General features: G+C 54.3%; 20 protein-coding genes and 1 pseudogene. 18 read left to right on the forward strand and 3 right to left on the reverse strand.

The features are described from left to right. Nucleotides 1–245: 245 nt before the first annotated feature. Entirely contained in the window at nt 246–1184 is a 939-nt protein-coding gene (locus tag TU92_RS15740; RefSeq protein WP_112168164.1) for a LysR family transcriptional regulator, read from the reverse strand. A 124-nt stretch (nt 1185–1308) separates the two neighbouring features. Here TU92_RS15740 and TU92_RS15745 point away from each other — a divergent pair, with 124 nt between their 5' ends. Continuing rightward, nucleotides 1309–2301 (forward strand): aldo/keto reductase, encoded by a 993-nt coding sequence (locus TU92_RS15745; protein WP_112168165.1) that lies wholly within the window; start codon nt 1309–1311, stop codon nt 2299–2301. Between the two features lie 42 nt (nt 2302–2343). Here TU92_RS15745 and rsmC read toward each other — a convergent pair whose 3' ends face one another. After that, the gene (gene rsmC, locus TU92_RS15750) at nt 2344–3390 is read right to left on the reverse strand and encodes a 16S rRNA (guanine(1207)-N(2))-methyltransferase RsmC (protein ID WP_112168166.1); all 1047 of its coding nucleotides are present in this window, start codon (nt 3388–3390) and stop codon (nt 2344–2346) included. A gap of 114 nt (nt 3391–3504) precedes the next feature. Here rsmC and TU92_RS15755 point away from each other — a divergent pair, with 114 nt between their 5' ends. The 11 genes from TU92_RS15755 to deoD all read left to right on the forward strand — a co-directional run bounded on the left by TU92_RS15755 (nt 3505) and on the right by deoD (nt 14738). Then, complete coding sequence (locus TU92_RS15755) at nt 3505–3918, forward strand: DNA polymerase III subunit psi (protein WP_112168167.1); 414 nt, start codon at nt 3505–3507, stop codon at nt 3916–3918. After that, complete coding sequence (gene rimI, locus TU92_RS15760; protein WP_112168168.1) at nt 3887–4330, forward strand: ribosomal protein S18-alanine N-acetyltransferase; 444 nt, start codon at nt 3887–3889, stop codon at nt 4328–4330. The genes TU92_RS15755 and rimI overlap by 32 nt, the downstream gene beginning before the upstream one ends. 143 nt (nt 4331–4473) lie before the next feature. Beyond that, nucleotides 4474–6063: a peptide chain release factor 3 gene (gene prfC, locus TU92_RS15765; protein ID WP_112168169.1), complete on the forward strand. Its 1590-nt coding sequence runs from the start codon at nt 4474–4476 to the stop codon at nt 6061–6063. A gap of 435 nt (nt 6064–6498) precedes the next feature. Beyond that, nucleotides 6499–7089 carry a molecular chaperone OsmY gene (gene osmY, locus TU92_RS15770; RefSeq protein WP_112168170.1) on the forward strand — a complete coding sequence of 197 codons (591 nt, stop codon included), beginning with the start codon at nt 6499–6501 and terminating at the stop codon, nt 7087–7089. A gap of 349 nt (nt 7090–7438) precedes the next feature. Then, the gene (locus TU92_RS15775) at nt 7439–7600 is read left to right on the forward strand and encodes a DUF1328 domain-containing protein (RefSeq protein WP_013577105.1); all 162 of its coding nucleotides are present in this window, start codon (nt 7439–7441) and stop codon (nt 7598–7600) included. Nucleotides 7601–7869: 269 nt separating this feature from the next. Further along, nucleotides 7870–9081, forward strand: a complete 1212-nt coding sequence (locus TU92_RS15780; RefSeq protein ID WP_112168171.1) for a patatin-like phospholipase family protein — start codon at nt 7870–7872, stop codon at nt 9079–9081. Then, the gene (locus tag TU92_RS15785) at nt 9078–9866 is read left to right on the forward strand and encodes a TatD family hydrolase (RefSeq protein ID WP_112168172.1); all 789 of its coding nucleotides are present in this window, start codon (nt 9078–9080) and stop codon (nt 9864–9866) included. The genes TU92_RS15780 and TU92_RS15785 overlap by 4 nt, the downstream gene beginning before the upstream one ends. Before the next feature lie 541 nt (nt 9867–10407). Beyond that, on the forward strand, nt 10408–11187 hold the full coding sequence (gene deoC / locus TU92_RS15790) for a deoxyribose-phosphate aldolase (protein WP_112168173.1): 780 nt from the start codon (nt 10408–10410) through the stop codon (nt 11185–11187). A 46-nt stretch (nt 11188–11233) separates the two neighbouring features. Then, entirely contained in the window at nt 11234–12622 is a 1389-nt protein-coding gene (gene deoA, locus TU92_RS15795; protein WP_208640442.1) for a thymidine phosphorylase, read from the forward strand. An 88-nt stretch (nt 12623–12710) separates the two neighbouring features. Continuing rightward, on the forward strand, nt 12711–13934 hold the full coding sequence (deoB, locus tag TU92_RS15800) for a phosphopentomutase (RefSeq protein WP_112168175.1): 1224 nt from the start codon (nt 12711–12713) through the stop codon (nt 13932–13934). Nucleotides 13935–14018: 84 nt separating this feature from the next. Continuing rightward, nucleotides 14019–14738, forward strand: a complete 720-nt coding sequence (gene deoD, locus TU92_RS15805; RefSeq protein WP_112168176.1) for a purine-nucleoside phosphorylase — start codon at nt 14019–14021, stop codon at nt 14736–14738. A 107-nt stretch (nt 14739–14845) separates the two neighbouring features. Here deoD and TU92_RS15810 read toward each other — a convergent pair whose 3' ends face one another. Then, nucleotides 14846–15637: a YtjB family periplasmic protein gene (locus TU92_RS15810; RefSeq protein WP_112168177.1), complete on the reverse strand. Its 792-nt coding sequence runs from the start codon at nt 15635–15637 to the stop codon at nt 14846–14848. A 146-nt stretch (nt 15638–15783) separates the two neighbouring features. On the opposite strand from TU92_RS15810, the gene serB reads away from it, so the two are divergent. From serB to TU92_RS15835, 6 genes and pseudogenes are all read left to right on the forward strand, one after another. Continuing rightward, entirely contained in the window at nt 15784–16749 is a 966-nt protein-coding gene (gene serB, locus TU92_RS15815) for a phosphoserine phosphatase (protein ID WP_112168178.1), read from the forward strand. A 39-nt stretch (nt 16750–16788) separates the two neighbouring features. Further along, complete coding sequence (gene radA / locus TU92_RS15820; RefSeq protein ID WP_112168179.1) at nt 16789–18171, forward strand: DNA repair protein RadA; 1383 nt, start codon at nt 16789–16791, stop codon at nt 18169–18171. A gap of 72 nt (nt 18172–18243) precedes the next feature. Next, nucleotides 18244–19503, forward strand: a complete 1260-nt coding sequence (nadR, locus tag TU92_RS15825) for a multifunctional transcriptional regulator/nicotinamide-nucleotide adenylyltransferase/ribosylnicotinamide kinase NadR (RefSeq protein ID WP_112168180.1) — start codon at nt 18244–18246, stop codon at nt 19501–19503. Between the two features lie 376 nt (nt 19504–19879). Further along, nucleotides 19880–20932 (forward strand): annotated as a pseudogene (locus TU92_RS22480) (DUF3300 domain-containing protein); the annotation flags it as partial. Between the two features lie 161 nt (nt 20933–21093). Beyond that, the gene (locus tag TU92_RS22485) at nt 21094–21435 is read left to right on the forward strand and encodes a hypothetical protein (protein WP_248291967.1); all 342 of its coding nucleotides are present in this window, start codon (nt 21094–21096) and stop codon (nt 21433–21435) included. A gap of 17 nt (nt 21436–21452) precedes the next feature. Then, a complete protein-coding gene (locus tag TU92_RS15835; RefSeq protein ID WP_112168181.1) occupies nt 21453–22310 on the forward strand; it encodes a DUF2950 domain-containing protein in 858 nt (285 codons plus the stop codon). Nucleotides 22311–22315 lie beyond the last annotated feature (5 nt).

Genomic DNA, 22315 nt, shown 5'->3' on the forward strand with positions numbered 1-22315 from the left:
AAGGACACTAACACCTGAAGCTAGCGCGTCTACCAATTCCGCCACCATCGCGTTCCAATTGATTACTGTGTCGATCCATTCATCAGAATGTCATCAGCAAGTAACACAACCACGGGGGCGAATTCTAGAGATTTTCCCACAGGCGTCAACAGTTATTTCCCCCATTCCGGACGTTTGATGTAAAAAACACCATATCCACGGTGAATAGGTCAGTGGGTGATATTTTCATCAGGTTAATTGATGGTTTATTCAACAATTTTTCCATTAAGACCCTTTTGCTCTGCAGCACAATTCTGTGCTGAGAACAGCGTGATCAGCCAATCCAGCAGTACGCGGATACGCGGTGCCAGAAAGCGGCCCGGCGGGTACATGATGTACAGCGGCATCGGCGGTGGCAGGACGTCCGGCAGCACTTCAATCAGCGTGCCGAGTGCCAGTTCCTGCTCAACCGCCAGCTTCGACACCTGAATCAGCCCAAAGCCTGCTTTCCCCGCTGCGACATAGGCGTCGGCACCACTGACGGTCAGGGCGCTGCTGAGATAAATTTTTTCCGTCCCGCCCCCCGCAACGAATTCGAGATGCGTTTCAGCCCGCTGGTGCGCGAAAAAGTAGCCGACGGCGTGATGCGTGCTGAGATCGGCAAGCGTGAGCGGGGTGCCGAACTGCGTCAGATACGCCGCAGACGCGCAGGTAATCTGCACTAAGTCGGTCAGGTGGCGGGATTGCAGATTATCATCTTCCGATGGCCAGGCGCGCACCACGCAGTCCACTCCCTGATCCAGCAGATTGATGGCGTTGTCGTTGGCACTGAGAATAAGGTTTATCTGCGGGTAGCGCTGATAAAATTCCTTTAGCGACGGGATCACCCGTTCGCGCGCCACTGAGTGCGGCATATCAATGCGCACGGTGCCCGAGGGCTGTATTTGATGATGGGCGAACAGTGCATCCGTTTCTTCCAGTGCCGCGAGTAAATGCAGGCAGCGCTGATAATAAATTTTGCCTTCCTCAGTGATTTTCACCTGACGGGTGGTGCGCAAAAACAGGCGAACGCCCAGCCGCTGCTCCAGCCGTTTCAGTGTAGTACTGACCGTGGCGCGCGGCAGATCCAGGTCTTCCGCCGCGCGGCTGAAACTCTCCAGCTCGGCGATGCGCACAAAGATTTTCATTGCCTGAACCTGATCCATATTGTCTCCGGCATTGTTCGCGATTGATGAATAGTCTTGCACGTTTTCGCTGATTTATCTTTCCTGACACAACAACCACACTTCATGGCGTTATTTATCCCATTCATGTCATAAGGAAAGTCAGATGAAACAACGTCAGCTTGGAAAAAACGGTCCGATGGTTTCTGCGCTCGGTTTGGGCTGCATGGGCATGAGCGATTTTTACACCACCGGTCTGGATGAGAAAGAGTCGCTGGCGACGCTGGAACGTGCGCTGGAGATTGGGGTGACGATGTTCGACACCGCCGACGTTTACGGCCCGCACACTAACGAGGCGTTGCTCGGACGTTTTCTGAAAGGGCGTCGCGATAAAGTCTTCTTAGCCACCAAATTTGGCATCGTGCGCGATCCGGCCAATCCCCACGCTCGCGGCACCAACGGCCACCCGGATTATGTCCGCCAGTCCGTCGAAGGCAGCCTGAAGCGTCTGGGCATTGACGTTATCGATCTTTATTATCAGCATCGCCCGGATCCGACTGTGCCGGTGGAAGACACGGTCGGCGCACTGGCGGATCTGGTGCGAGAAGGAAAGATCCGTTACATCGGGCTGAGTGAAGTGTCAGTGAGCACGCTGGAGCGGGCGAATAAAGTTCATCCGATCACGGCGCTGCAAACCGAATATTCACTGTGGTCGCGCGATGTGGAAGCTGAGATCCTTCCTGCATGCGAACGTCTCGGCATTGGTTTTGTGCCTTACAGCCCGCTTGGACGCGGTTTCCTGACCGGACAAATCCGTTCGATTGATGATCTTGATGCGGATGATTACCGACTCGCGAGCCCGCGTTTTCAGGGGGATAACTTTGCGAAAAATTTGCAACTGGCAGAGAAGATCGGAGAGCTGGCGCAGGAAAAAGGGGTGAAACCGTCGCAGCTGGCGCTGGCGTGGGTGTTGTCGCGCGGTGAGAACATGGTGCCGATCCCTGGCACCAAACGTCGTCATTATCTTGAGGAAAACATCGCCGCGCTTGATGTCTCCCTGAGTGAAGCCGAAATCGCGGCGATCGAAGCAGTCTTTCCTTTCCGCGTGGCAGCAGGGGATCGCTACAACACAGAAATGATGCGCATCCTCAGTGCCTGATCAACATGTCCGTTTCACTAGCACAGACATGTGAGAGGCTGATTAACGTCTTTTCTTTTTCGTATCACGCGGTGCGCGACCACGAACGGCTTTGTACACTTTAAAGCGGCCGTTCTGTGCCAGCACCTCGTGGCTGCCAAACGCGTCATCGAGCAGTGCGGCGTAAGGCAGGAAGGCGTTAGCCACAATGCGCAGTTCGCCGCCGATGTTCAGATGGCTGATTGCGCCACGGATCAGCTGTTCGGACGCATGCAGGCTGGTTTGCAGGCCTTCATGGAACGGCGGATTAGAGATGATCATATCGAAACGGCCATCAATGTCGGAATAGACGTTGCTGGCAATCACTTCGCCGACCAGTTCATTGGCGGCAAGGGTGGCGCGGCTGGCTTCGATAGCGGCTGCGCTCACATCACTCAGCGTGATTTTCATCTTCGGCGAGTACGTTGCCAGCACAGACGCCAGAACGCCGGAACCACAGGCGATATCGAGCACTTTGCCCTTGATTGGCTCTTCAAACGTATTGATCAACAACAGGCTTCCGCTGTCCAGACCTTCACGGCTGAATACGCCCGGCAGAGTTTTGATGGTCACTTCCTCGACCATGTACTCATCCCACCAGCCATCAGCATCAAACTCAGGCTGCTTTTCCAGACGGCCATGATACAAACCGCAACGACGGGCGCTGTCGATTTTGCTGACTTCACAAATGCCTTCCAGCGTGGTTTCCGCGCTACGAACGCCGCTGCGGTTTTCGCCGATGACAAAAACGTCGATCCCGACTGGCAACTGCGACAGCAGGTTGAACAGCTGGAATTTGGCTTCGAGCTTGCTCTTCGGCCAGTAATAAATCAGCACATCACATGGCGCAATAAGCTCGGCGTCGGCGAGTAAACCGAACTGCACATTGTCGCCCAGGGTTTTGCTGAGCATCTGCCAGTGGTGATACATGTTGGTGTGGACGCGGACTTCTTCGGCGTCAATTTCAGCAGGAAGGCTGTCTTGCAGGTCGCCGGCGAACAGGACGCGGCGGCCTTCGAATTCTTCGCTATGGCGCAGTATGACTTCACTGGCCGGAGTTAATGCAGACATCAGGATAAGGCTCCTCAGGGTTTGGCTGGCGATTATAGAGGTTTATTGGCGCATGTTCGATGTGTTTGCTAGCATAGCCGGGCTTTTTAGCTATTCAACGGGCAGGGATCGGGCATGGCATCCAGAAGAGATACGCTGTTACAACAGCTGGGCATTACCCAGTGGACGCTGCGCCGGCCTGCGGTTTTGCAGGGCGAAGTCGCCGTCAGCCTGCCTGCGGACACCAAATTATTGATCGTCGCAGACGTGCCTCCCGCTGAAGATGATCCGCTGGTGCGCGACGTGTTGCTTAGTCTGGCGCTCACCGGCGAGCAGGTTTACCGCCTGACGCCGGAACAGGTGACGATGTTGCCTGAAGATACCCGCTGCAATGTCTGGCGACTGGGGTTAAGCGAACCGCTGACGCTCGCCGGAACGCAGTTATCCAGCCCGGCTCTGGCCGAGCTTTATCAAGATGCCGGCGCCAAACGCGCGCTCTGGCAGCAGATTTGTGAAAATGAACCCGATTTCTATCCTGACGCCCGCTGATCTTCCCCGCGCATTCCAGATTGAACAAGCCAGTCACGCGTTCCCGTGGACCGAAAACACCCTGGCCAGCAATCAGGGCGAGCGCTATCTGAATCTCAAAATTATGCAGGGCGATGAGATGGCCGGTTTTGCGATCACGCAAATCGTCCTCGACGAAGCCACGCTGTTCAATATCGCCATCGATCCGGCTTTCCAGCGTCAGGGATTAGGCCGCACGTTGCTGGAAGAAATCATCCAACAGCTTGAGCAAAAAGACGTTTTTACGCTCTGGCTGGAAGTGCGCGCTTCCAACACTAAAGCCATCGCGCTGTATGAAAGCCTCGGCTTTAACGAACTCTCCATCCGCCGTAATTACTATCCTGCCGCACAAGGCCGCGAAGATGCCATTATGATGGCGCTGCCGCTGGGATAGGCACAAAAAAACCATTGATTGCCCATCCCGTCTAAATCAGTGAAAATAGCTGGCTATAACTTTTATTACCGCTTTGCCTGACGTCCTTCTGACGTGATGTGAAATCCTATGCAGGGCGGACCAACCGCAGAAACGTGAAAAACATGTCTCCAAGTGAATACGCCCTTGAAGTGGCTAAGCGCCGCACATTTGCCATCATCTCTCACCCCGATGCCGGTAAAACGACCATTACTGAAAAAGTCCTGTTATTCGGACACGCTATCCAGACCGCCGGTACGGTAAAAGGCCGTGGTTCAAGCCATCACGCCAAATCTGACTGGATGGAAATGGAAAAACAACGTGGTATCTCCATCACCACGTCAGTGATGCAATTTCCCTATAAAGAGTGCCTGGTTAACCTGCTTGATACACCGGGGCATGAAGACTTCTCCGAAGATACTTATCGTACGCTGACCGCCGTTGACTGTTGTCTGATGGTCATCGACGCCGCGAAAGGGGTCGAAGATCGTACCCGCAAGCTGATGGAAGTTACCCGTCTGCGCGATACGCCGATCCTGACTTTCATGAACAAACTCGACCGCGATATTCGTGATCCGATGGAAGTCATGGATGAAGTCGAACGCGAACTGAAAATCGCCTGCTCGCCAATTACCTGGCCGATCGGCTGCGGTAAGTTATTCAAAGGGGTTTATCACCTCTATAAAGACGAAGTGTATCTGTACCAGACCGGTAAAGGTCACACCATTCAGGAAGTGCGCACGGTGAAAGGGTTGAACAATCCTGAGCTGGATGCCGCCGTCGGTGAAGATCTGGCCAAGCAACTGCGTGAAGAGCTGGAGCTGGTGCAGGGCGCGTCGCACGAATTTGAACACGAAGCTTTCCTTGCGGGTGAACTGACGCCGGTCTTCTTCGGTACCGCACTGGGTAACTTCGGTGTAGATCATATGCTCGACGGTTTGGTGGACTGGGCGCCCGCGCCGATGCCGCGTAAAACCGATGTGCGCGAAGTGAAAGCCGACGACGAGAAATTCACCGGCTTCGTGTTTAAGATCCAGGCCAACATGGATCCGAAACACCGTGACCGCGTGGCGTTTATGCGCGTGGTGTCCGGTAAATACGAAAAGGGCATGAAGCTGCGTCAGGTGCGTACTGGTAAAGACGTGGTGATTTCCGACGCACTGACCTTTATGGCCGGTGACCGTTCGCACGTGGAAGAAGCGTTCCCCGGCGACATCATTGGTCTGCACAACCACGGTACGATTCAGATCGGCGACACCTTTACCCAGGGTGAGAACATGAAGTTCACCGGCATCCCTAACTTTGCCCCTGAAATGTTCCGTCGTATCCGTCTGCGTGATCCGCTGAAACAGAAACAGTTGCTGAAAGGGCTGGTCCAGCTGTCAGAAGAGGGCGCGGTTCAGGTCTTCCGTCCAATCGCCAACAACGATCTGATCGTTGGTGCGGTGGGTGTCCTGCAGTTCGAAGTGGTTGTGGCGCGCCTGAAAAGCGAATACAACGTGGAAGCGATTTACGAATCCGTTAACGTGACCACCGCCCGCTGGGTTGAATGTGACGACGTGAAGAAATTCGAAGAATTCAAACGTAAGAACGAAACCAACCTGGCATTGGATGGCGGCGATAATTTAGCGTACATCGCCCCGACGATGGTGAACCTGAATCTGGCTTCTGAGCGTTATCCTGAAGTGAAATTCCGCAAGACCCGCGAGCATTAATTTTTGCCCGCGTGGGTTTTTTGATCTGAAGACGGCCACTGTGCCGTCTTTTTTTATACACTTTTTCTTATGTTTTATTGCCCGCCTCACATTTCCCGTTGTGCGTTTTTTCTCCTTTGTGACCGGAATTCGGCCATATTTCCCGCGAAATCTTAAGACTTGTCTGCATTCGGCCCTGTAATCGGCGATCGCTCTACTCTTTTGGACATTCTTGACTATATTAAATGTGTGTTCACAAAACAGTGGCGTAAAGCACTGCTTAGAAGTGACGGCGCAGAGTGTTATATCGAAAGGCGATAAAAAGCCCGAATAAAACGACGTACTCTGCTACAAAGGAAGTAAATACAGCAGCAATACAATTTGTTAGAAGGCGTCACCACAAATGTGGCGTACCGGGTCCAAGATTAGGGCCCATAAACTGAAAGGAAGAAATCGATGAAAAACTCTAAATTTGCCTATTCAATGATGGCCGTAGTTCTGGGTACTGCACTGATGAGTGGTAGCGCTCTGGCCGCAACCACTACTGATAGCGCAGGTGCAAAAATCGATAGTTCCATGAAGAAAGTTGATAACTACATGGGCGACAGCGCCATCACAGCAAAAGTGAAAAGTGCACTGGTAGATGATAAAGCCATTAAAAGCACCGACATCTCTGTGACCACCACATCCGGTGTTGTCACCCTGAGCGGCTTCGTAGCCTCACAGGCTGAAGCTGAGCAGGCAGTTGCCGCTGCGACCAAAGTTGAAGGCGTGAAATCTGTCAGTGACAAATTGCACACCAAAGACAAAAGCGAACAAAGCGTGAAAGGCTACGCCGGTGACTCCGCCACGACGGCTTCTGTAAAAGCCAAACTGCTGGCCGACGACATCGTTCCTTCACGTAACGTGAAAGTAGAAACCACCGCGGGCGTTGTACAGCTTTCCGGTGATGTGAAAGACCAGGCACAGTCTGACCGTGCTGAAAGCGTTGCGAAGACCGTTGATGGCGTGAAAAGCGTTAAAAACGACCTGAAAGTCGCACCGTAATTTCGCAGAACGACAGCAGTAAACGGCGCCCGCCCACGGGAAGGGCGCCGGTTTGAACGACATATTTTGAACAACATATAACGATATACCGTACCTCCTGCACATTTTTCGGGACTGAAGACTTACGTAATACCGCTGTGAATATTTTTTTTGGAAAAATAAGCGTGGGTTTCGCCTAACACTTTCATTTTTCCGACTATCTTTATTAGGTAAGTGATGATTTTTATCTCCGGTAATTGCCGGCTAATAAAGTGTCACCAAGACAATGTACACAGAGACTTCAGACCGGAAGTAGGAGTGTCACCTTTTTAAACTGGCAAAGTGAATATATAGGGTAAAGGAGAAGCTTATGTTTCGTTGGGGCATTATTTTTCTAATCATCGCGCTGATCGCGGCGGCACTGGGTTTTGGTGGTTTGGCTGGTACAGCTGCCTGGGCTGCAAAAATCGTATTCGTAGTCGGTATCATTCTGTTCCTGGTCAGCCTGTTTACCGGTCGTAAACGACTCTGACAATAACGTTATGAAGTCATAACGTTAGCAGATATACCGCAGTAAAAATCGCATCGCCCTCTTGTCTGAAGATATTGCTTACTCGCAGTGTGTTCAGATAAGGGGGCGATGCTTTTTTATGGAATGATGTCTTTGATTGATGTGTTCCGTTAACAAGAAGTAACGATTTTATCCTCACATTTTGGCAAGAAACTCACTCAAACCCGGCAGACAAGGTATGCTCAGAAAAGAGGCCTGTCCGCTGAGGCTAATTGTGTGAGGATGATGCGTTGGGATACAGAATACCTGTCACGCTGGGGAATATAGAACCGCTGGCGTATAAACCTTACCGGCCGGGCAAGATTGCTCTGGTGTGCGAAGGGGGAGGGCAGAGAGGCATTTTTACCGCCGGTGTGCTGGATGAATTTCAGCGTGCCAATTTTAATCCCTTCGATTTATATCTGGGGACTTCCGCCGGTGCACAAAACCTTTCGGCCTTCGTGTGCGGACAACCCGGCTACGCCCGAAGAGTGATTACCCGCTACACCACCAGCCCTGATTTCTTCAATCCTCTGCGCTTTGTGCGTGGAGGACATCTTATCGATCTCGACTGGCTGGTGGATGAAACCGCGAAAAACATGCCGCTGGCGATGGAAAGCGCGGAGAAGCTGCTGATCGACGGTCGCGAGTTTCTGATGTGTGCCTGCCGCAGCGATGACTACACCGCCAACTATTTTGCGCCAACGCGCGAGAACTGGCTGCCGGTGATTAAAGCCTCGAGCGCCATTCCGGGATTTTACCGCATGGGCGTGGATCTGGACGGCATCAGCTATCAGGACGGCGGCATCAGCGATGCTATTCCGGTGGAAGAAGCCTACCGCCGCGGCGCGGACACTATCGTGGTGATCCGCACCGTACCGTCGGCGATGTTTTACACGCCGCAGTGGATGAAGCGCATGGAGCAATGGCTGAGTGAAAGCAGTCTCCAGCAACTGGTGCGCATGATGCAGCATCATGAAAACAGCTATCACCGCATTCAGCAGTTTATTGAAAATCCGCCGGGCGACGTGCGGATTTTCGAAATCTTCCCGCCGAAGCCGCTCGCCAGCCACGCGCTTGGCAGCCGTTTGCCGGCGCTCAATCAGGATTATCATCTGGGCCGCCGCTGTGGCCGCTATTTCCTGTCGGCAGCCGCGCACTGGCTGTTGCCGCGTGAAAACGAGCGCCCTTATCCGCAGGTGACGCCGCGTCCGGTGCGTCCTCAGCGCGTGGTCGTGCCGGCGAACGAACCGGAACACGAAACACCGCTGGCCGCCGCGGTCAGCACTGTAGAACAGATTGTCCTCGACCCTGCCGTGCTCACCGATATGGTGGCCGACGGCGGCGTGGTTCGTCCGGCCGCGTTTCAGGACAACACCAGGGGAGAGTATCGTTCGCAAAACCTTGCTGCTGACATGACTCCTGTGGAGCACTACTCTGCCAGCGAAGGCGATAAGCTGTGAGTTTTCACTTTGTGGATACGCACTGCCATTTCGATTTCCCGCCGTTTACCGGCGCGGAAGCCGAAAGCCTGCGTCTGGCCGGACAGGCTGGAGTGCGGGAAATCATCGTTCCCGCGGTGACCGCCGATCGTTTTGACGGCATTCTCGCGCTGGCAAAAAACTTCCCGCCGCTGTACGCCGCGCTGGGTCTGCATCCGTTATATATCGCACGGCATAGTGATAACGATCTGCAGCAGCTGGATGCACTGCTCAGCCAGCGTTGTCCGCGCGTGGTGGCGGTCGGTGAAATCGGGCTGGATCTGTTTATGGAAACGCCGATGTTTGAGCAACAACAGCGGCTGCTGAAAGCGCAGTTCGCGCTGGCAAAACGTGAGGCGCTGCCGGTGATCCTGCATTCGCGCCGCAGCCACGATCAGCTGGCAGCTATGCTGCGACAGGCGAAACTTCCTGCTACCGGGGTGGTGCACGGGTTTGCGGGCAGCCTTTCGCAGGCGCAGGCGTTTATCAAACTGGGATTTGCGATTGGCGTCGGCGGTACCATCAGCTACGAACGCGCGCAGAAAACCCGTCAGGTGATGGCGCAGTTGCCGCTCTCTTCTTTGCTGTTGGAAACGGATGCACCGGATATGCCGTTGCAGGGTTTTCAGGGGCAACCCAATCGCCCGGAACGCGCCTCCACGGTGTTTGAGGTGTTGTACCAGTTACGCAGTGAAACGCCGCAAGAGATTGCCGATGCGCTGCTCGCCAATACCCGTCGGGTGTTCAATCTTCCTTCCTCGCTGTAAGCCTTTCATTCATTTTGTGATTTAAATAACATTTATTCGTGCTCGGAACACCTTTATAGAGTGGGTTTTACCGCGTGGTAAGAATTATGTTCTCTTTGAAATGTTATTATTATAACATCGAGGGCAAGATTACCGGTCGGTGATCCCTGAGTGTCCGCCCGAACTCCGTTTGTCACGAATCGGGTATACACTCTTATATAGGCCGAATACTGAGCATAATGCCGGGTAAGTGTGATTTAGTTCTCATTTTACCAAGCAACGTTGCAAACGGTTTTCATTTTGTGTGAAATACTGCACACAGGAACCTGATGTGACGTGTTCAAATAGTCACAACGAATTGGCGTTAGCCAATCCAAGCGCGGTGAGAAGGATCTCAGTTGCCGCGTAAGCCGCTAAAGCGCTTACGCACGCTATCTTCAAGGAACCAAGTCCGCTCGCCAACCGTGCAGAATTCTTCTCCGACGTTAACCGCCGAAAGGAATTCATGACTGTATGCTCAGTTCTGGCTGGTCGCTGGAATTGAAAATTGTTGGAGAGTTATATGACCGATTTAACCGCCGCAGCACAACGTGCGCTGAACCTGATGGATTTAACCACCCTGAACGAAGACGACACCGATGCAAAAGTGATCGCGCTTTGTCACCAGGCGAAAAGCCCGGCAGGTAACACTGCTGCTGTTTGTATTTATCCTCGTTTTATTCCGATTGCCCGTAAAACCCTGCGCGAGCAAGGCACGCCGGACATCCGCATTGCCACCGTGACCAACTTCCCGCACGGTAATGACGATCTCGAGATAGCACTGGCCGAAACTCGCGCCGCCATCGCCTACGGCGCTGACGAAGTGGACGTGGTTTTCCCTTACCGCGCACTGATGGCCGGTAACGAGCAGGTCGGTTTTGAGATGGTCAAACAGTGCAAAGAAGCCTGTGCTGCTGCCAACGTATTGCTGAAAGTGATCATCGAAACCGGTGAACTCAAGCAAGACGCGCTGATCCGCAAAGCCTCTGAAATCGCTATCAAAGCAGGCGCTGACTTCATCAAAACCTCCACCGGTAAAGTGCCGGAAAACGCTACATTGCACAGTGCTGAGCTGATGATGAGCGTGATCGCTGAAATGGGCGTGGGCAAAGACGTAGGTTTCAAACCTGCCGGTGGCGTGAAAACCGCTGAAGATGCTGCGCAATATCTGGCGCTGGCTGACCGTCTGCTGGGCCGCGAATGGGCTGACGCACGTCACTTCCGTTTCGGTGCATCCAGCCTGCTGGCAAGCCTGCTGACCACTCTGGGTCACGCTGGCCAGAAAGCCACCAGCAGCTATTGATCACCACGGCACCGCGTCTGCGGTGCGCATCTTTCGGGGCGCTGCCATGCGGCGCTCACACATTCAGCGTCCAGATTTTGGCGTTCAGCTCAGGCAGGGGGATACCTTGTTTCTCGCACAAGAAATTATTCGTAAAAAACGTGATGGCCATCCTTTAAGTGACGAAGAGATTCGTTTCTTTGTGAACGGTATTCGCGACAGTCAGGTTTCAGAAGGTCAGATTGCCGCACTGGCGATGACTATCTATTTCAACGACATGACCATGAATGAGCGCGTTTCGCTGACCATGGCCATGCGCGATTCCGGTACCGTTTTGAACTGGAAAAGCCTGAACCTGAACGGCCCGATTGTGGATAAACATTCCACCGGCGGCGTGGGTGACGTGACGTCTCTGATGTTAGGCCCGATGGTTGCCGCCTGTGGCGGTTACGTACCGATGATCTCAGGCCGTGGCCTGGGCCATACCGGCGGTACGTTGGATAAACTCGAAGCTATTCCTGGCTTTGATATCTTCCCGGATGACAGCCGTTTTCGCAGCATTATTCAGGACGTCGGCGTGGCGATTATCGGCCAGACCAGCTCGCTGGCACCGGCGGACAAACGCTTCTACGCGACCCGCGATATTACCGCGACCGTGGATTCCATTCCGCTTATCACGGCGTCGATCCTCGCCAAGAAACTGGCTGAAGGTCTGGATGCGCTGGTCATGGACGTCAAAGTCGGTTCCGGTGCATTTATGCCGACCTACCAGCTGTCCGAAGATCTGGCCCAGTCAATTGCCGATGTGGCAAACGGCGCAGGCTGCAAAACCACCGCGCTGCTCACCGACATGAATCAGGTGCTGGCTTCGAGTGCCGGTAATGCAGTCGAAGTGCGCGAAGCCGTGCGCTTCCTGACCGGCGAATACCGCAATCCGCGCCTGCTAGAAGTGACCATGGCGCTTTGCGTAGAAATGCTGATCTCCGGCGGTCTGGCAACAGACGACGCCGACGCCCGCAGCAAACTGCAGGCGGTGCTGGATAACGGCAAAGCGGCAGAAATCTTTGGCCGCATGATTGCGGCACAGAAAGGTCCGGCGGACTTTATCGAGAATTACGATCGCTATCTGCCACAGGCCACACTGAGCAAACCGGTGTTCGCCGAAACCAACGGCATCGTCAGTGCGATGGATACCCGCGCGCTGGGTATGGCGGTGGTGTCACTGGGCGGTGGTCGTCGTCGTGCCAGCGATCCTATCGACTACAGCGTCGGTCTGACCCATATGGCGCAGCTCGGCCAGCAGGTCGATACGCGTCAGCCACTGGCGATGATTCACGCCAACAGCGAAAACGCGTGGCAGCAGGCTGCCGCAGAAGTGCGCGCCGCCATTGTCCTGAGTGATAAAGCGCCGGAAAGCACGCCGGTGGTGTATCGCCGGATCGGCGGCAACGCTTGATTTCAGGCGGTCTCGCCCCCATTTAAGACTGATCAGGTACGCGGCAGTTCCGCGTGACCCAATGCGTAACCATTCGCAGGAGAGCAAAATGAAACGTACATTTATCATGGTGTTAGACTCATTCGGTATCGGTGCCAGTGAAGATGCCGAACGCTTTGGCGATACAGGCTCCGACACCCTGGGCCATATCGCGGCTGCCTGTGCGCGTGGCGACGCCGACAAAGGTCGCAAAGGGCCGCTGAATCTGCCGAACCTGACCCGTCTGGGCCTGGCGAAAGCCGCTGAAGAATCTACCGGTAAAATTCCTGACGGCATGGACGGTGATTCTGAAATCACCGGTGCGTATGCCTACGCCAGCGAATTGTCTTCCGGTAAAGATACCCCGTCAGGTCACTGGGAAATTGCCGGTGTGCCTGTACTGTTCGAGTGGGGCTATTTCAGCGACACCACCAACAGCTTCCCACAAGAGCTGCTGGACAAACTGGTCGAGCGCGCCAATCTGCCGGGCTACCTTGGCAACTGTCACTCCTCCGGTACCGTTGTGCTGGATGATTTAGGCGAAGAACACATGAAAACCGGTAAGCCGATTTTCTACACTTCTGCCGATTCCGTTTTCCAGATAGCCTGCCACGAAGAAACTTTCGGATTAGATCGTCTATATCAACTGTGCGAAATCGCCCGTGAAGAGCTGACAGAAGGCGGCTACAACATTGGCCGCGTTATTGCCCGTCCGTTCATCGGCGACAAAGCAGGTAACTTCGAGCGTACCGGTAACCGCCACGACTTAGCGGTGGAACCACCGGCACCGACCATCCTGAAAAAGCTGGTCGATGAGAAAAACGGCCATGTGGTGTCCGTTGGTAAAATCGCCGATATTTACGCGCAGGTCGGTATCACCAAAAAAGTGAAAGCCACCGGTCTGGACGCGCTGTTTGATGCGACCATCAAAGAAATGAAAGAAGCCGGCGATAAGACCATCGTCTTCACCAACTTCGTTGATTTTGATTCCTCTTACGGCCACCGTCGTGATGTTCCGGGCTACGCTGCGGCACTGGAGTTGTTTGACCGTCGCATGCCGGAGTTGCTGGAACTGGTGAAAGAAGATGACATCATCATCTTCACCGCTGACCACGGCTGTGACCCGACATGGCGCGGTACGGATCATACCCGTGAGCACATTCCGGTGTTAATCTACGGCCCGAAAGTGAAACCGGGCTCGCTGGGCCACCGCGAAACCTTCGCGGATATTGGTCAGACGGTCGCGAAATACTTCGACTTGTCACCAATGGACTACGGTAAATCCATGCTGTAAGACTTTGCATACGCGGCCAGTACATTGAATACTGGCCGCGTTTTTATGATGAATGTGATACCTCGCTGATTAAGGAATAAAAAGATGGCAACTCCACACATTAATGCTGAAATGGGCGACTTTGCTGACGTAGTGCTGATGCCGGGAGATCCGCTGCGCGCCAAGCACATCGCGGAAACGTTCCTGCAAGACGTTAAGCAGGTGAACGACGTGCGTGGCATGTTGGGTTTCACCGGCACGTACAAAGGCCGCAGAATTTCAGTTATGGGCCACGGCATGGGCATTCCTTCTTGCTCAATTTATGCCAAAGAGTTGATTACCGAATTCGGCGTGAAAAAAATCATCCGCGTGGGTTCTTGTGGCGCTGTGCGTGCAGACATCAAACTGCGCGATATCGTCATCGGTATGGGTGCCTGCACCGATTCCAAAGTGAACCGCATGCGTTTTAAAGACCACGACTATGCCGCAATCGCTGATTACGACATGGTGCGTAACGCCGCTGATGCCGCTAAAGCGAAAGGTATTCACGCCCGCGTAGGTAACATCTTCTCCGCAGATCTGTTCTATACACCAGACCCGCAAATGTTCGACGTGATGGAAAAATACGGCATCCTGGGCGTAGAAATGGAAGCCGCCGGTATCTACGGCGTGGCAGCAGAATTCGGTGCAAAAGCGCTGACCATCTGTACCGTTTCCGACCATATCCGTACTCATGAGCAAACGACCGCTGCTGAACGCCAGACGACCTTCAACGACATGGTTGAAATCGCGCTGGAATCCGTTCTGCTGGGCGATAAAGAATAAGTTCTGCCGCATTGTCGCAGAATTAAAAACGGGCGCCGGAAGGCGCCCGTTTTGCTATGTAATGAGATATGCATTCCCTGAGGTAACGCGTTATCTGATTATTTGAATCACTTAGGTTTGCTGCGTTTCAGGCTACGGTAGGCGGCCTGCGCGGCTTCTTTGGTTTGCGCTTCGGTGGCCGGTTTCGCTGGCGCCACTTCGGCGTCGGGTTCGGTCAGGTTCAGCGTCGGCGGCGGGCCAAAATCGTCAGGAGCTTCTTCTTCCGGCTCATCATCTTCTTTCACCGGTTTACTGGCCGTCAGCAGGAACGGCGATTGCTGCCAGCGTGAACGGCGCCCCTGCAACAGCGTGCGTGCGAGTATAATGCCGACACCCAACGCGGCCAGCATCATCAGGCGCAGCAGGTTGGTGGTGTTATCCACCTGTTTGGATTCGGTCGCCAGCACGTGCGTATCCAGTGTGATGCGCAAAAAACCGCTCGGCCCGCTCTTGTCTTCGATAGGCACCACAATCTGATGGTTGAAGTAGCTGCCCGCGCGTTTGCCGTCGAGTGAAAGACGATCGCGCACCGGCACCTGTTCACCCGCATGGGCGACCAGCGAGCCGTCCGATTCATAAACGCTGGCGTCGAGAATGCGGCTGCCGTCGGTGAGCTGACTCAAAATAGTGGAAATTTGTGCGATATCCGCGCCATCATTGTCGCTGTCCATTAATGGCGCGAGCGAAAATGCCACCTGTTTGGCGAGCGTTTGGGCGAGTTGCTCGACCTGCGTAGATCGGGCGAGCTGATGCCCCAGGCTGAAGTAGGAAGCGCCTTGCATAAGAATGACTAATAACGCCAGGCTAATCAATACGATAGCAGCGCGGTGCAGGCGAAATTTGAGTTTGGCCTTTGCCATTCCGTTTCCTTGCGTTTTTCGATGACTTTAATGTTGCCAGAAGCGGCAGCGATAAGGTAGCTTGATGCCTTCTTTTATCGGCGACGCCCTGCCTTTTCTACCGTTTTTTCATTGTCGTTTTAACAAACCAATCTACCGGAGTAATCATGCCAAACAGTCTGACCTATTGCGATCTTCCCGCGGAGATCCACCAATGGCCGGGACTTCCCCTTTCATTGAGCGGTGATGAAGTGATGCCGCTGGATTACCGGGCAGGACACACCGGGTGGCTTCTGTACGGTAGAAAACTCGATAAAATCAGCATTACACAGTTCCAGCGCCAGTTAGGGCGCGCTCTGGTCATTGTCAGCGCGTGGGCGGTGGAAGGCTATCAGGTGGTGCGTCTGGCCGGGTCACTGACGGCGGATGCGCAAAAACTGGCGGAATCCTTTGAGTTTGACGTCACGCAGCTCGGTAAAGTGCCTTACCTGCGCACGCCGGGCCTGCTGGTGATGGACATGGATTCTACCGCGATTGAGATTGAATGCATCGATGAAATTGCCAAACTGGCGGGCGTCGGTGAACAGGTGTCAGAAGTGACCGAACGCGCAATGCGCGGCGAGCTGGATTTCTCCGCCAGCCTGCGTCAGCGCGTCGCTACGCTTAAGGACGCCGATGCCAGCATTCTGCAACAGGTGCGTGAAACCCTGCCGCTGATGCCGGGGCTGACGGTCATGGTTCAGCGTTTGCAGGAAGCGGGCTGGCACGTGGCGATTGCGTCCGGCGGCTTTACTTATTACGCCGAATACCTGCGCGATAAGCTGAATCTGGTGGATGTGGCCGCCAACGAGTTGGAAATCCGTAACGGCAAACTGACTGGCCGCGTGATCGGGCCGATTGTCGATGCACAATACAAAGCCGATACGCTGCTGAAACTGGCCGAAAAGCTGGAAATCCCGCATGAACAAACTGTGGCGATTGGCGACGGTGCCAACGATCTGAAAATGATGGCCGTCGCGGGCATGGGCATTGCCTATCACGCCAAACCAAAAGTCTACGAACAGGCGGAAGTGTGCATCCGTCATGCGGATTTGCTGGGGGTTTTGTGTATTCTCAGCGGAAGTCAGTCCTAGTCAGCAAATACAGAACGCTAATAAACAAAGAGGTAAGTTGTGGCTAAAGCTCCAAAACGTGCATTTGTGTGTAATGAATGTGGCGCAGACTATCCGCGCTGGCAAGGGCAGTGTAGTGCCTGTCAGGCCTGGAACAGCATTACTGAAATCCGTTTGGCGGCTTCTCCGACCGTGGCGCGCAACGAACGCCTGACCGGTTATGCGGGCGATGCGGGCGTCAGCCGCGTGCAAAAGCTCTCGGACATCAGCCTCGATGAACTTCCGCGTTTCAGCACCGGTTTTAAAGAGTTTGACCGCGTGCTCGGCGGCGGCGTGGTGCCGGGAAGCGCGATTCTGATCGGCGGGAATCCCGGCGCCGGTAAAAGTACCTTGCTGCTGCAAATTCTGTGTCATCTCAGCGAAAACATGAAAACGCTGTACGTCACCGGGGAAGAATCGCTGCAACAGGTCGCGATGCGCGCCCACCGTCTCGGGTTGCCGACGGCCAACATGAACATGCTTTCGGAAACCAGCATCGAGCAGATTTGTGAAATTGCTGATGTTGAAAAACCGAAACTCATGGTCATCGACTCCATTCAGGTGATGCACATGGCGGATATCCAGTCGTCGCCGGGCACCGTGGCCCAGGTGCGTGAAACGGCGGCTTATCTGACACGCTTCGCCAAAACGCGCGGCGTGGCGATCGTGATGGTCGGTCACGTCACCAAAGACGGTTCACTGGCCGGGCCGAAAGTGCTCGAACACTGTATCGACTGTTCCGTACTGCTCGATGGCGATGCGGATTCCCGTTTCCGCACATTGCGCAGCCATAAAAACCGTTTTGGCGCGGTGAACGAGCTGGGCGTGTTTGCCATGACCGAACAAGGTTTACGCGAAGTCAGCAACCCTTCCGCCATCTTCCTCAGCCGCGGCGATGAAATCACCTCGGGCAGTTCTGTCATGGTGCTGTGGGAAGGCACGCGGCCATTGCTGGTTGAAGTGCAGGCGCTGGTCGATCAGTCGATGATGGGCAATCCGCGCCGCGTGGCCGTGGGCCTTGAGCAGAACCGTCTGGCTATCCTGCTGGCCGTTTTGCATCGTCACGGCGGGCTGCAGATGGCGGATCAGGATGTTTTCGTCAACGTGGTCGGCGGTGTGAAAGTCACTGAAACCAGTGCCGATCTGGCGCTGTTGCTCTCGCTGGTGTCGAGCCTGCGGGACAGGCCGTTGCCGCACGATTTAGTGGTCTTCGGCGAAGTCGGGCTTTCCGGGGAAATCCGTCCGGTGCCGAGCGGTCAGGAGCGTATAACCGAAGCGGCGAAGCACGGCTTTAAACGTGCCATTGTGCCGCACGCTAACGTGCCGAAAAAAGTACCTGCCGGTATGCAGGTGTTTGGCGTCAAAAAACTGGCTGATGCGCTGGCGATCCTCGACGATTTGTAACGGTTATCCGGTGTTCTTTCGCCCTGAGTTTGTGCTATTTTTTGTTTAGTAAAGCAAACATAAGGACAGGGTATGTCTCAGTTCGATTATCTGAAAACCGCGATTAAGCAGCAGGGAAGAACATTACAGCAGGTGGCAGAGGCCAGCGGGATGACCAAGGGTTATCTGAGCCAGCTGTTGAATGCAAAGATAAAAAGCCCCAGCGCGCAAAAGCTCGAGGCACTGCATCGCTTCCTCGACCTTGAGTTTCCCCGCCGCGAAAAAAATATTGGCGTGGTGTTCGGCAAGTTTTATCCGCTGCACACCGGCCATATCTATCTGATCCAGCGCGCCTGTAGTCAGGTCGACGAACTGCACATCATCATGGGCTACGACGAGCCACGCGACCGCGAATTGTTCGAGAACAGTTCGATGTCCCAGCAGCCGACGGTGAGCGATCGTCTGCGCTGGCTGCTGCAAACCTTCAAATACCAGAAAAATATCCGTATCCACGCCTTTAACGAGGAGGGCATGGAGCCATATCCGCACGGCTGGGATGTCTGGGGGCGCGGCATCAAAGAGTTCATGGGCCAGAAAGGCATTGAACCGAATACCATTTATTCCAGCGAAGAGGCCGATGCGCCGCAGTACCGCGAGCATCTGGGTATTGAAACCGTTTTGATTGACCCGAAACGATCCTTCATGAACATCAGTGGCCGCCAGATCCGTCACGATCCGTTCCGCTACTGGGATTACATTCCGACCGAAGTGAAGCCGTTCTTTGTGCGTACCGTGGCGGTGTTGGGCGGCGAATCCAGCGGAAAATCGACGCTGGTCAATAAGTTAGCCAACATCTTCAACACCACCAGCGCCTGGGAATATGGCCGCGATTATGTGTTCTCACACCTCGGCGGTGACGAGATGGCACTGCAATATTCTGATTATGATAAAATCGCTCTCGGTCAGGCGCAGTATATTGATTTTGCAGTAAAATATGCCAATAAAGTGGCCTTCATCGATACTGATTTCCTGACCACGCAGGCGTTCTGTAAAAAGTACGAAGGCCGCGAGCATCCGTTCGTGCAGGCGCTGATGGACGAATACAAATTCGATCTGGTGATCCTGTTGGAAAACAACACGCCGTGGGTCGCCGACGGTCTGCGCAGTCTGGGCAGCACCACGGACCGCATGTCTTTCCAGAATCTGTTAATCGATATGCTGAAACAAAACAATGTCGATTACGTTCACGTTGAATCGTCGGATTACGACCAGCGTTTTCTGGAATGTATCGAGCTGGTGCAGAATATGCTGGCCGCCGATACCAGCCGGTTGAACGCGCCGTCCTTGTCCTGACCCCTGCCAGCCAGAAAGACTAAAAGGCGCTTACTCTGCGGAGTCGGCGCTTTTTTTATCACTGTCATTTCGGGTTATATAATCATTCATTACATGAATGATTTGGCTACTTTGCATTTTTTATAATTATTAATGAATTCATCTGATTATACTTTAATGGAATTTTATTAATTCTGTTTGTAACGCGGATAAATAAAAAACCAAACTATTTCATACGGTTGAAAAGACATCATTTTTTTCATCATTAATTACGCATTTTATGCGTAAACCCCATTTACGAAATAAAAATACAGTGACGACCGTTGAGTTTTATTTGTCAGATTATACTCATTCATTGTGCCTCGCATTCCGGCGGAGGCTTTCTAAGGTGATCAGAATGAATTTATCATTCAAGCCCTGGGGTATTTCAGTGCTGTGCGGCGCGGGTGCTTTTGCGCTGGCCAGCGTAATGTTTATGCAGGGTTGGCTGCCGGTCAGTTCACAGGCAGAAACCACCACCCAGACAGCGCCTCCTGCGCCTGTTGCCACACCAGCGCCTGTTGCCACACCTGTGCCCGCAACGACCAATACGCCTCCCGCTTTTACGCAAGCACAGCTCGATCAGTGGGTTGCACCCGTGGCGCTCTATCCTGACAGCCTGCTTTCGCAAGTGCTGATGGCTTCGACCTATCCGACTAACGTGATTCAGGCTGTTCAATGGTCGCGTGACCATCCGCAAAGTCAGGGTGATGCCGCGGTTAGCGCCGTGGCGAATGAGCCGTGGGATCCGAGCGTGAAATCGCTGGTGGCGTTCCCGCAACTGCTGGCGCTGATGGGTGAAGATCCTGCATGGGTACAAAATCTCGGCGACGCGTTTCTGGCGCAGCCTGCCGACGTGATGGATACCGTGCAAAAATTCCGTCAGGTGGCGCAAAAGAGCGGAGCGCTGAAAAGCACACCGCAGCAGAAAGTGACGGTTAAACCGGCGGCGCAAAGCAGCAATACCACCGTGGTGAAAAGCGCACCCGCGCAGCAAACCATCATTATTGAATCCGCCGATCCGCAGGTCGTTTACGTACCGAGCTACAACCCGAATGTGGTGTATGGCGCCTGGCCGACTCCGGCTTATCCGCCGGTCTATTTGCCGCCGCCTCCGGGGCAGCAGTTTGTGAATGGCGTGGTCTCGGGCATCGGTTTTGGTGTGGGCGTCGCCGCGACCTATGCCATTTTCGGCAGTATCGATTGGGATGACGACCACCATCACGACGACTATGATCACCATGACGATCATCATGATGACGGCCATCATGGCGGGGGACAAAATAATTACGTCAACGTTAACGTCAATAATTACAACCGTATCTCCGGTAATAACAATGCGGTGAATCATGCAGGTTCCGCAAATAGCGCAGGCTGGCAGCACAATGCAGCGTTCAACGCCGGTACGCCAAACCGTCCTGCAAACCTCGGCGGTGCCACGCAAAACCGTGCGCTGAGCAATGCCGCGCAGCGTAATAATTATCGCGGTTTTGACGGCAGCGCGTCGGGCGTAACAATGGCGGGGTGCAGAATCAGAATCTCGATCAGCGCCGTCAGCAGGCGGCGTCGGTGATGAACAGTCATCCTGGTTTTACGCCGGGGCAATCGCATTTATCACCACGCTCGGTACCTGCCAGCCGTCCTGTATCGGCATCTGACAGCCATCATTTTTCAGGTCGTCAGTTACCGCAGCACGATGGGTTATCTCACCAGGGGCAGCTGTCGCACCGTCAGCCGTTTTCTCAGCAGACCCAAGGCAACGTGACGCGCAGCACGGCGTTTAGCGGGAATTCCAGCCGTTCGCCGTCGTGGCAACAGCAGCATGCGCGGGGGGATCAGAGTCGTCGTCAGATGCGTGACTTCCAGCCTGCGAGGAACGCCGGTGCGGAAGGTCATCACTTTCAGCGGCGCTAATTTTATGAGGAAAGGTAATGATTAAGTTTAGCCGTCTTCTGATTTCTGCCGGTGCGCTGGTGCTTCCATTGTGCGCTTTCGCCCAGCAGTCCTTCCCGCAGCCGGAGCTGGCCGCTCAGGCACTGGTAAACGCGGTGAGCGGGCATGACGATGCCGCACTGAAACAATTACTGGGTGATGACTGGCAGGTGTATCTGCCGCCAAAGGATGTCGATCCTGAGGAAGTCGCCCGCTTTTTACGCGACTGGAATGTCAGCCACAGTATCGTGAAGCAGGGGGACATGGCGCATCTGAACGTCGGTGCGGAAAACTGGCAGTTACCTCTTCCGATGAAACACACTGCGCAGGGCTGGTCATTTGATATGGCCTCGGGTGCGGCAGAGATCGCCACGCGAACCATCGGGCGCAACGAGCTCTCGACCATTCAGGCGGTCGCGGCGTATGCCGATGCCCAGCACCAATACCAGCAGGGCGCGGGGCAGTATGCGCAAAAGTTTATCAGTACTGACGGGCAGCACGACGGATTGTACTGGCCGGTGAAAGAGGGCGAAGCCCCCAGCCCGCTTGGTCCAGCCTTTGGTAATGATCAGCCGGGGTCTGCTTATCACGGCTACTACTTCCGCATTCTGACCGCGCAGGGCGCGAATGCCAGCGGCGGGGCTTACAGTTATATCGACAACGGTAAAATGACTAAGGGCTTTGCGCTCATCGCCTGGCCAGTGGATTACGGTCACACGGGCATCACCAGTTTTATGATAAATCAGCAGGGCGAGGTGTATCAGCAGGATTTAGGTGCCGACACCGACGCAGCGGCGCGGGCGATTAACACGTTTGACCCGGATGCGAAATGGCAGAAGGTCGACGACGGAGAATAGCCGTC

The organism is Rahnella inusitata (assembly GCF_003263515.1).
Classification (GTDB): domain Bacteria; phylum Pseudomonadota; class Gammaproteobacteria; order Enterobacterales; family Enterobacteriaceae; genus Rahnella; species Rahnella inusitata.

What these genes read in the sequence shown, in the direction of transcription:
- TU92_RS15740 (WP_112168164.1), bottom strand. Translation starts at nt 1,184, where the DNA reads ATGGATCAGGTTCAGGCAATGAAAATCTTTGTGCGCATCGCCGAGCTG.
- TU92_RS15745 (WP_112168165.1), top strand. Translation starts at nt 1,309, where the DNA reads ATGAAACAACGTCAGCTTGGAAAAAACGGTCCGATGGTTTCTGCGCTC.
- rsmC (WP_112168166.1), bottom strand. Translation starts at nt 3,390, where the DNA reads ATGTCTGCATTAACTCCGGCCAGTGAAGTCATACTGCGCCATAGCGAA.
- TU92_RS15755 (WP_112168167.1), top strand. Translation starts at nt 3,505, where the DNA reads ATGGCATCCAGAAGAGATACGCTGTTACAACAGCTGGGCATTACCCAG.
- rimI (WP_112168168.1), top strand. Translation starts at nt 3,887, where the DNA reads ATGAACCCGATTTCTATCCTGACGCCCGCTGATCTTCCCCGCGCATTC.
- prfC (WP_112168169.1), top strand. Translation starts at nt 4,474, where the DNA reads ATGTCTCCAAGTGAATACGCCCTTGAAGTGGCTAAGCGCCGCACATTT.
- osmY (WP_112168170.1), top strand. Translation starts at nt 6,499, where the DNA reads ATGAAAAACTCTAAATTTGCCTATTCAATGATGGCCGTAGTTCTGGGT.
- TU92_RS15775 (WP_013577105.1), top strand. Translation starts at nt 7,439, where the DNA reads ATGTTTCGTTGGGGCATTATTTTTCTAATCATCGCGCTGATCGCGGCG.
- deoC (WP_112168173.1), top strand. Translation starts at nt 10,408, where the DNA reads ATGACCGATTTAACCGCCGCAGCACAACGTGCGCTGAACCTGATGGAT.
- deoA (WP_208640442.1), top strand. Translation starts at nt 11,234, where the DNA reads ATGCGGCGCTCACACATTCAGCGTCCAGATTTTGGCGTTCAGCTCAGG.
- deoB (WP_112168175.1), top strand. Translation starts at nt 12,711, where the DNA reads ATGAAACGTACATTTATCATGGTGTTAGACTCATTCGGTATCGGTGCC.
- deoD (WP_112168176.1), top strand. Translation starts at nt 14,019, where the DNA reads ATGGCAACTCCACACATTAATGCTGAAATGGGCGACTTTGCTGACGTA.
- TU92_RS15810 (WP_112168177.1), bottom strand. Translation starts at nt 15,637, where the DNA reads ATGGCAAAGGCCAAACTCAAATTTCGCCTGCACCGCGCTGCTATCGTA.
- serB (WP_112168178.1), top strand. Translation starts at nt 15,784, where the DNA reads ATGCCAAACAGTCTGACCTATTGCGATCTTCCCGCGGAGATCCACCAA.
- nadR (WP_112168180.1), top strand. Translation starts at nt 18,244, where the DNA reads ATGTCTCAGTTCGATTATCTGAAAACCGCGATTAAGCAGCAGGGAAGA.
- TU92_RS22485 (WP_248291967.1), top strand. Translation starts at nt 21,094, where the DNA reads ATGAACAGTCATCCTGGTTTTACGCCGGGGCAATCGCATTTATCACCA.
- TU92_RS15835 (WP_112168181.1), top strand. Translation starts at nt 21,453, where the DNA reads ATGATTAAGTTTAGCCGTCTTCTGATTTCTGCCGGTGCGCTGGTGCTT.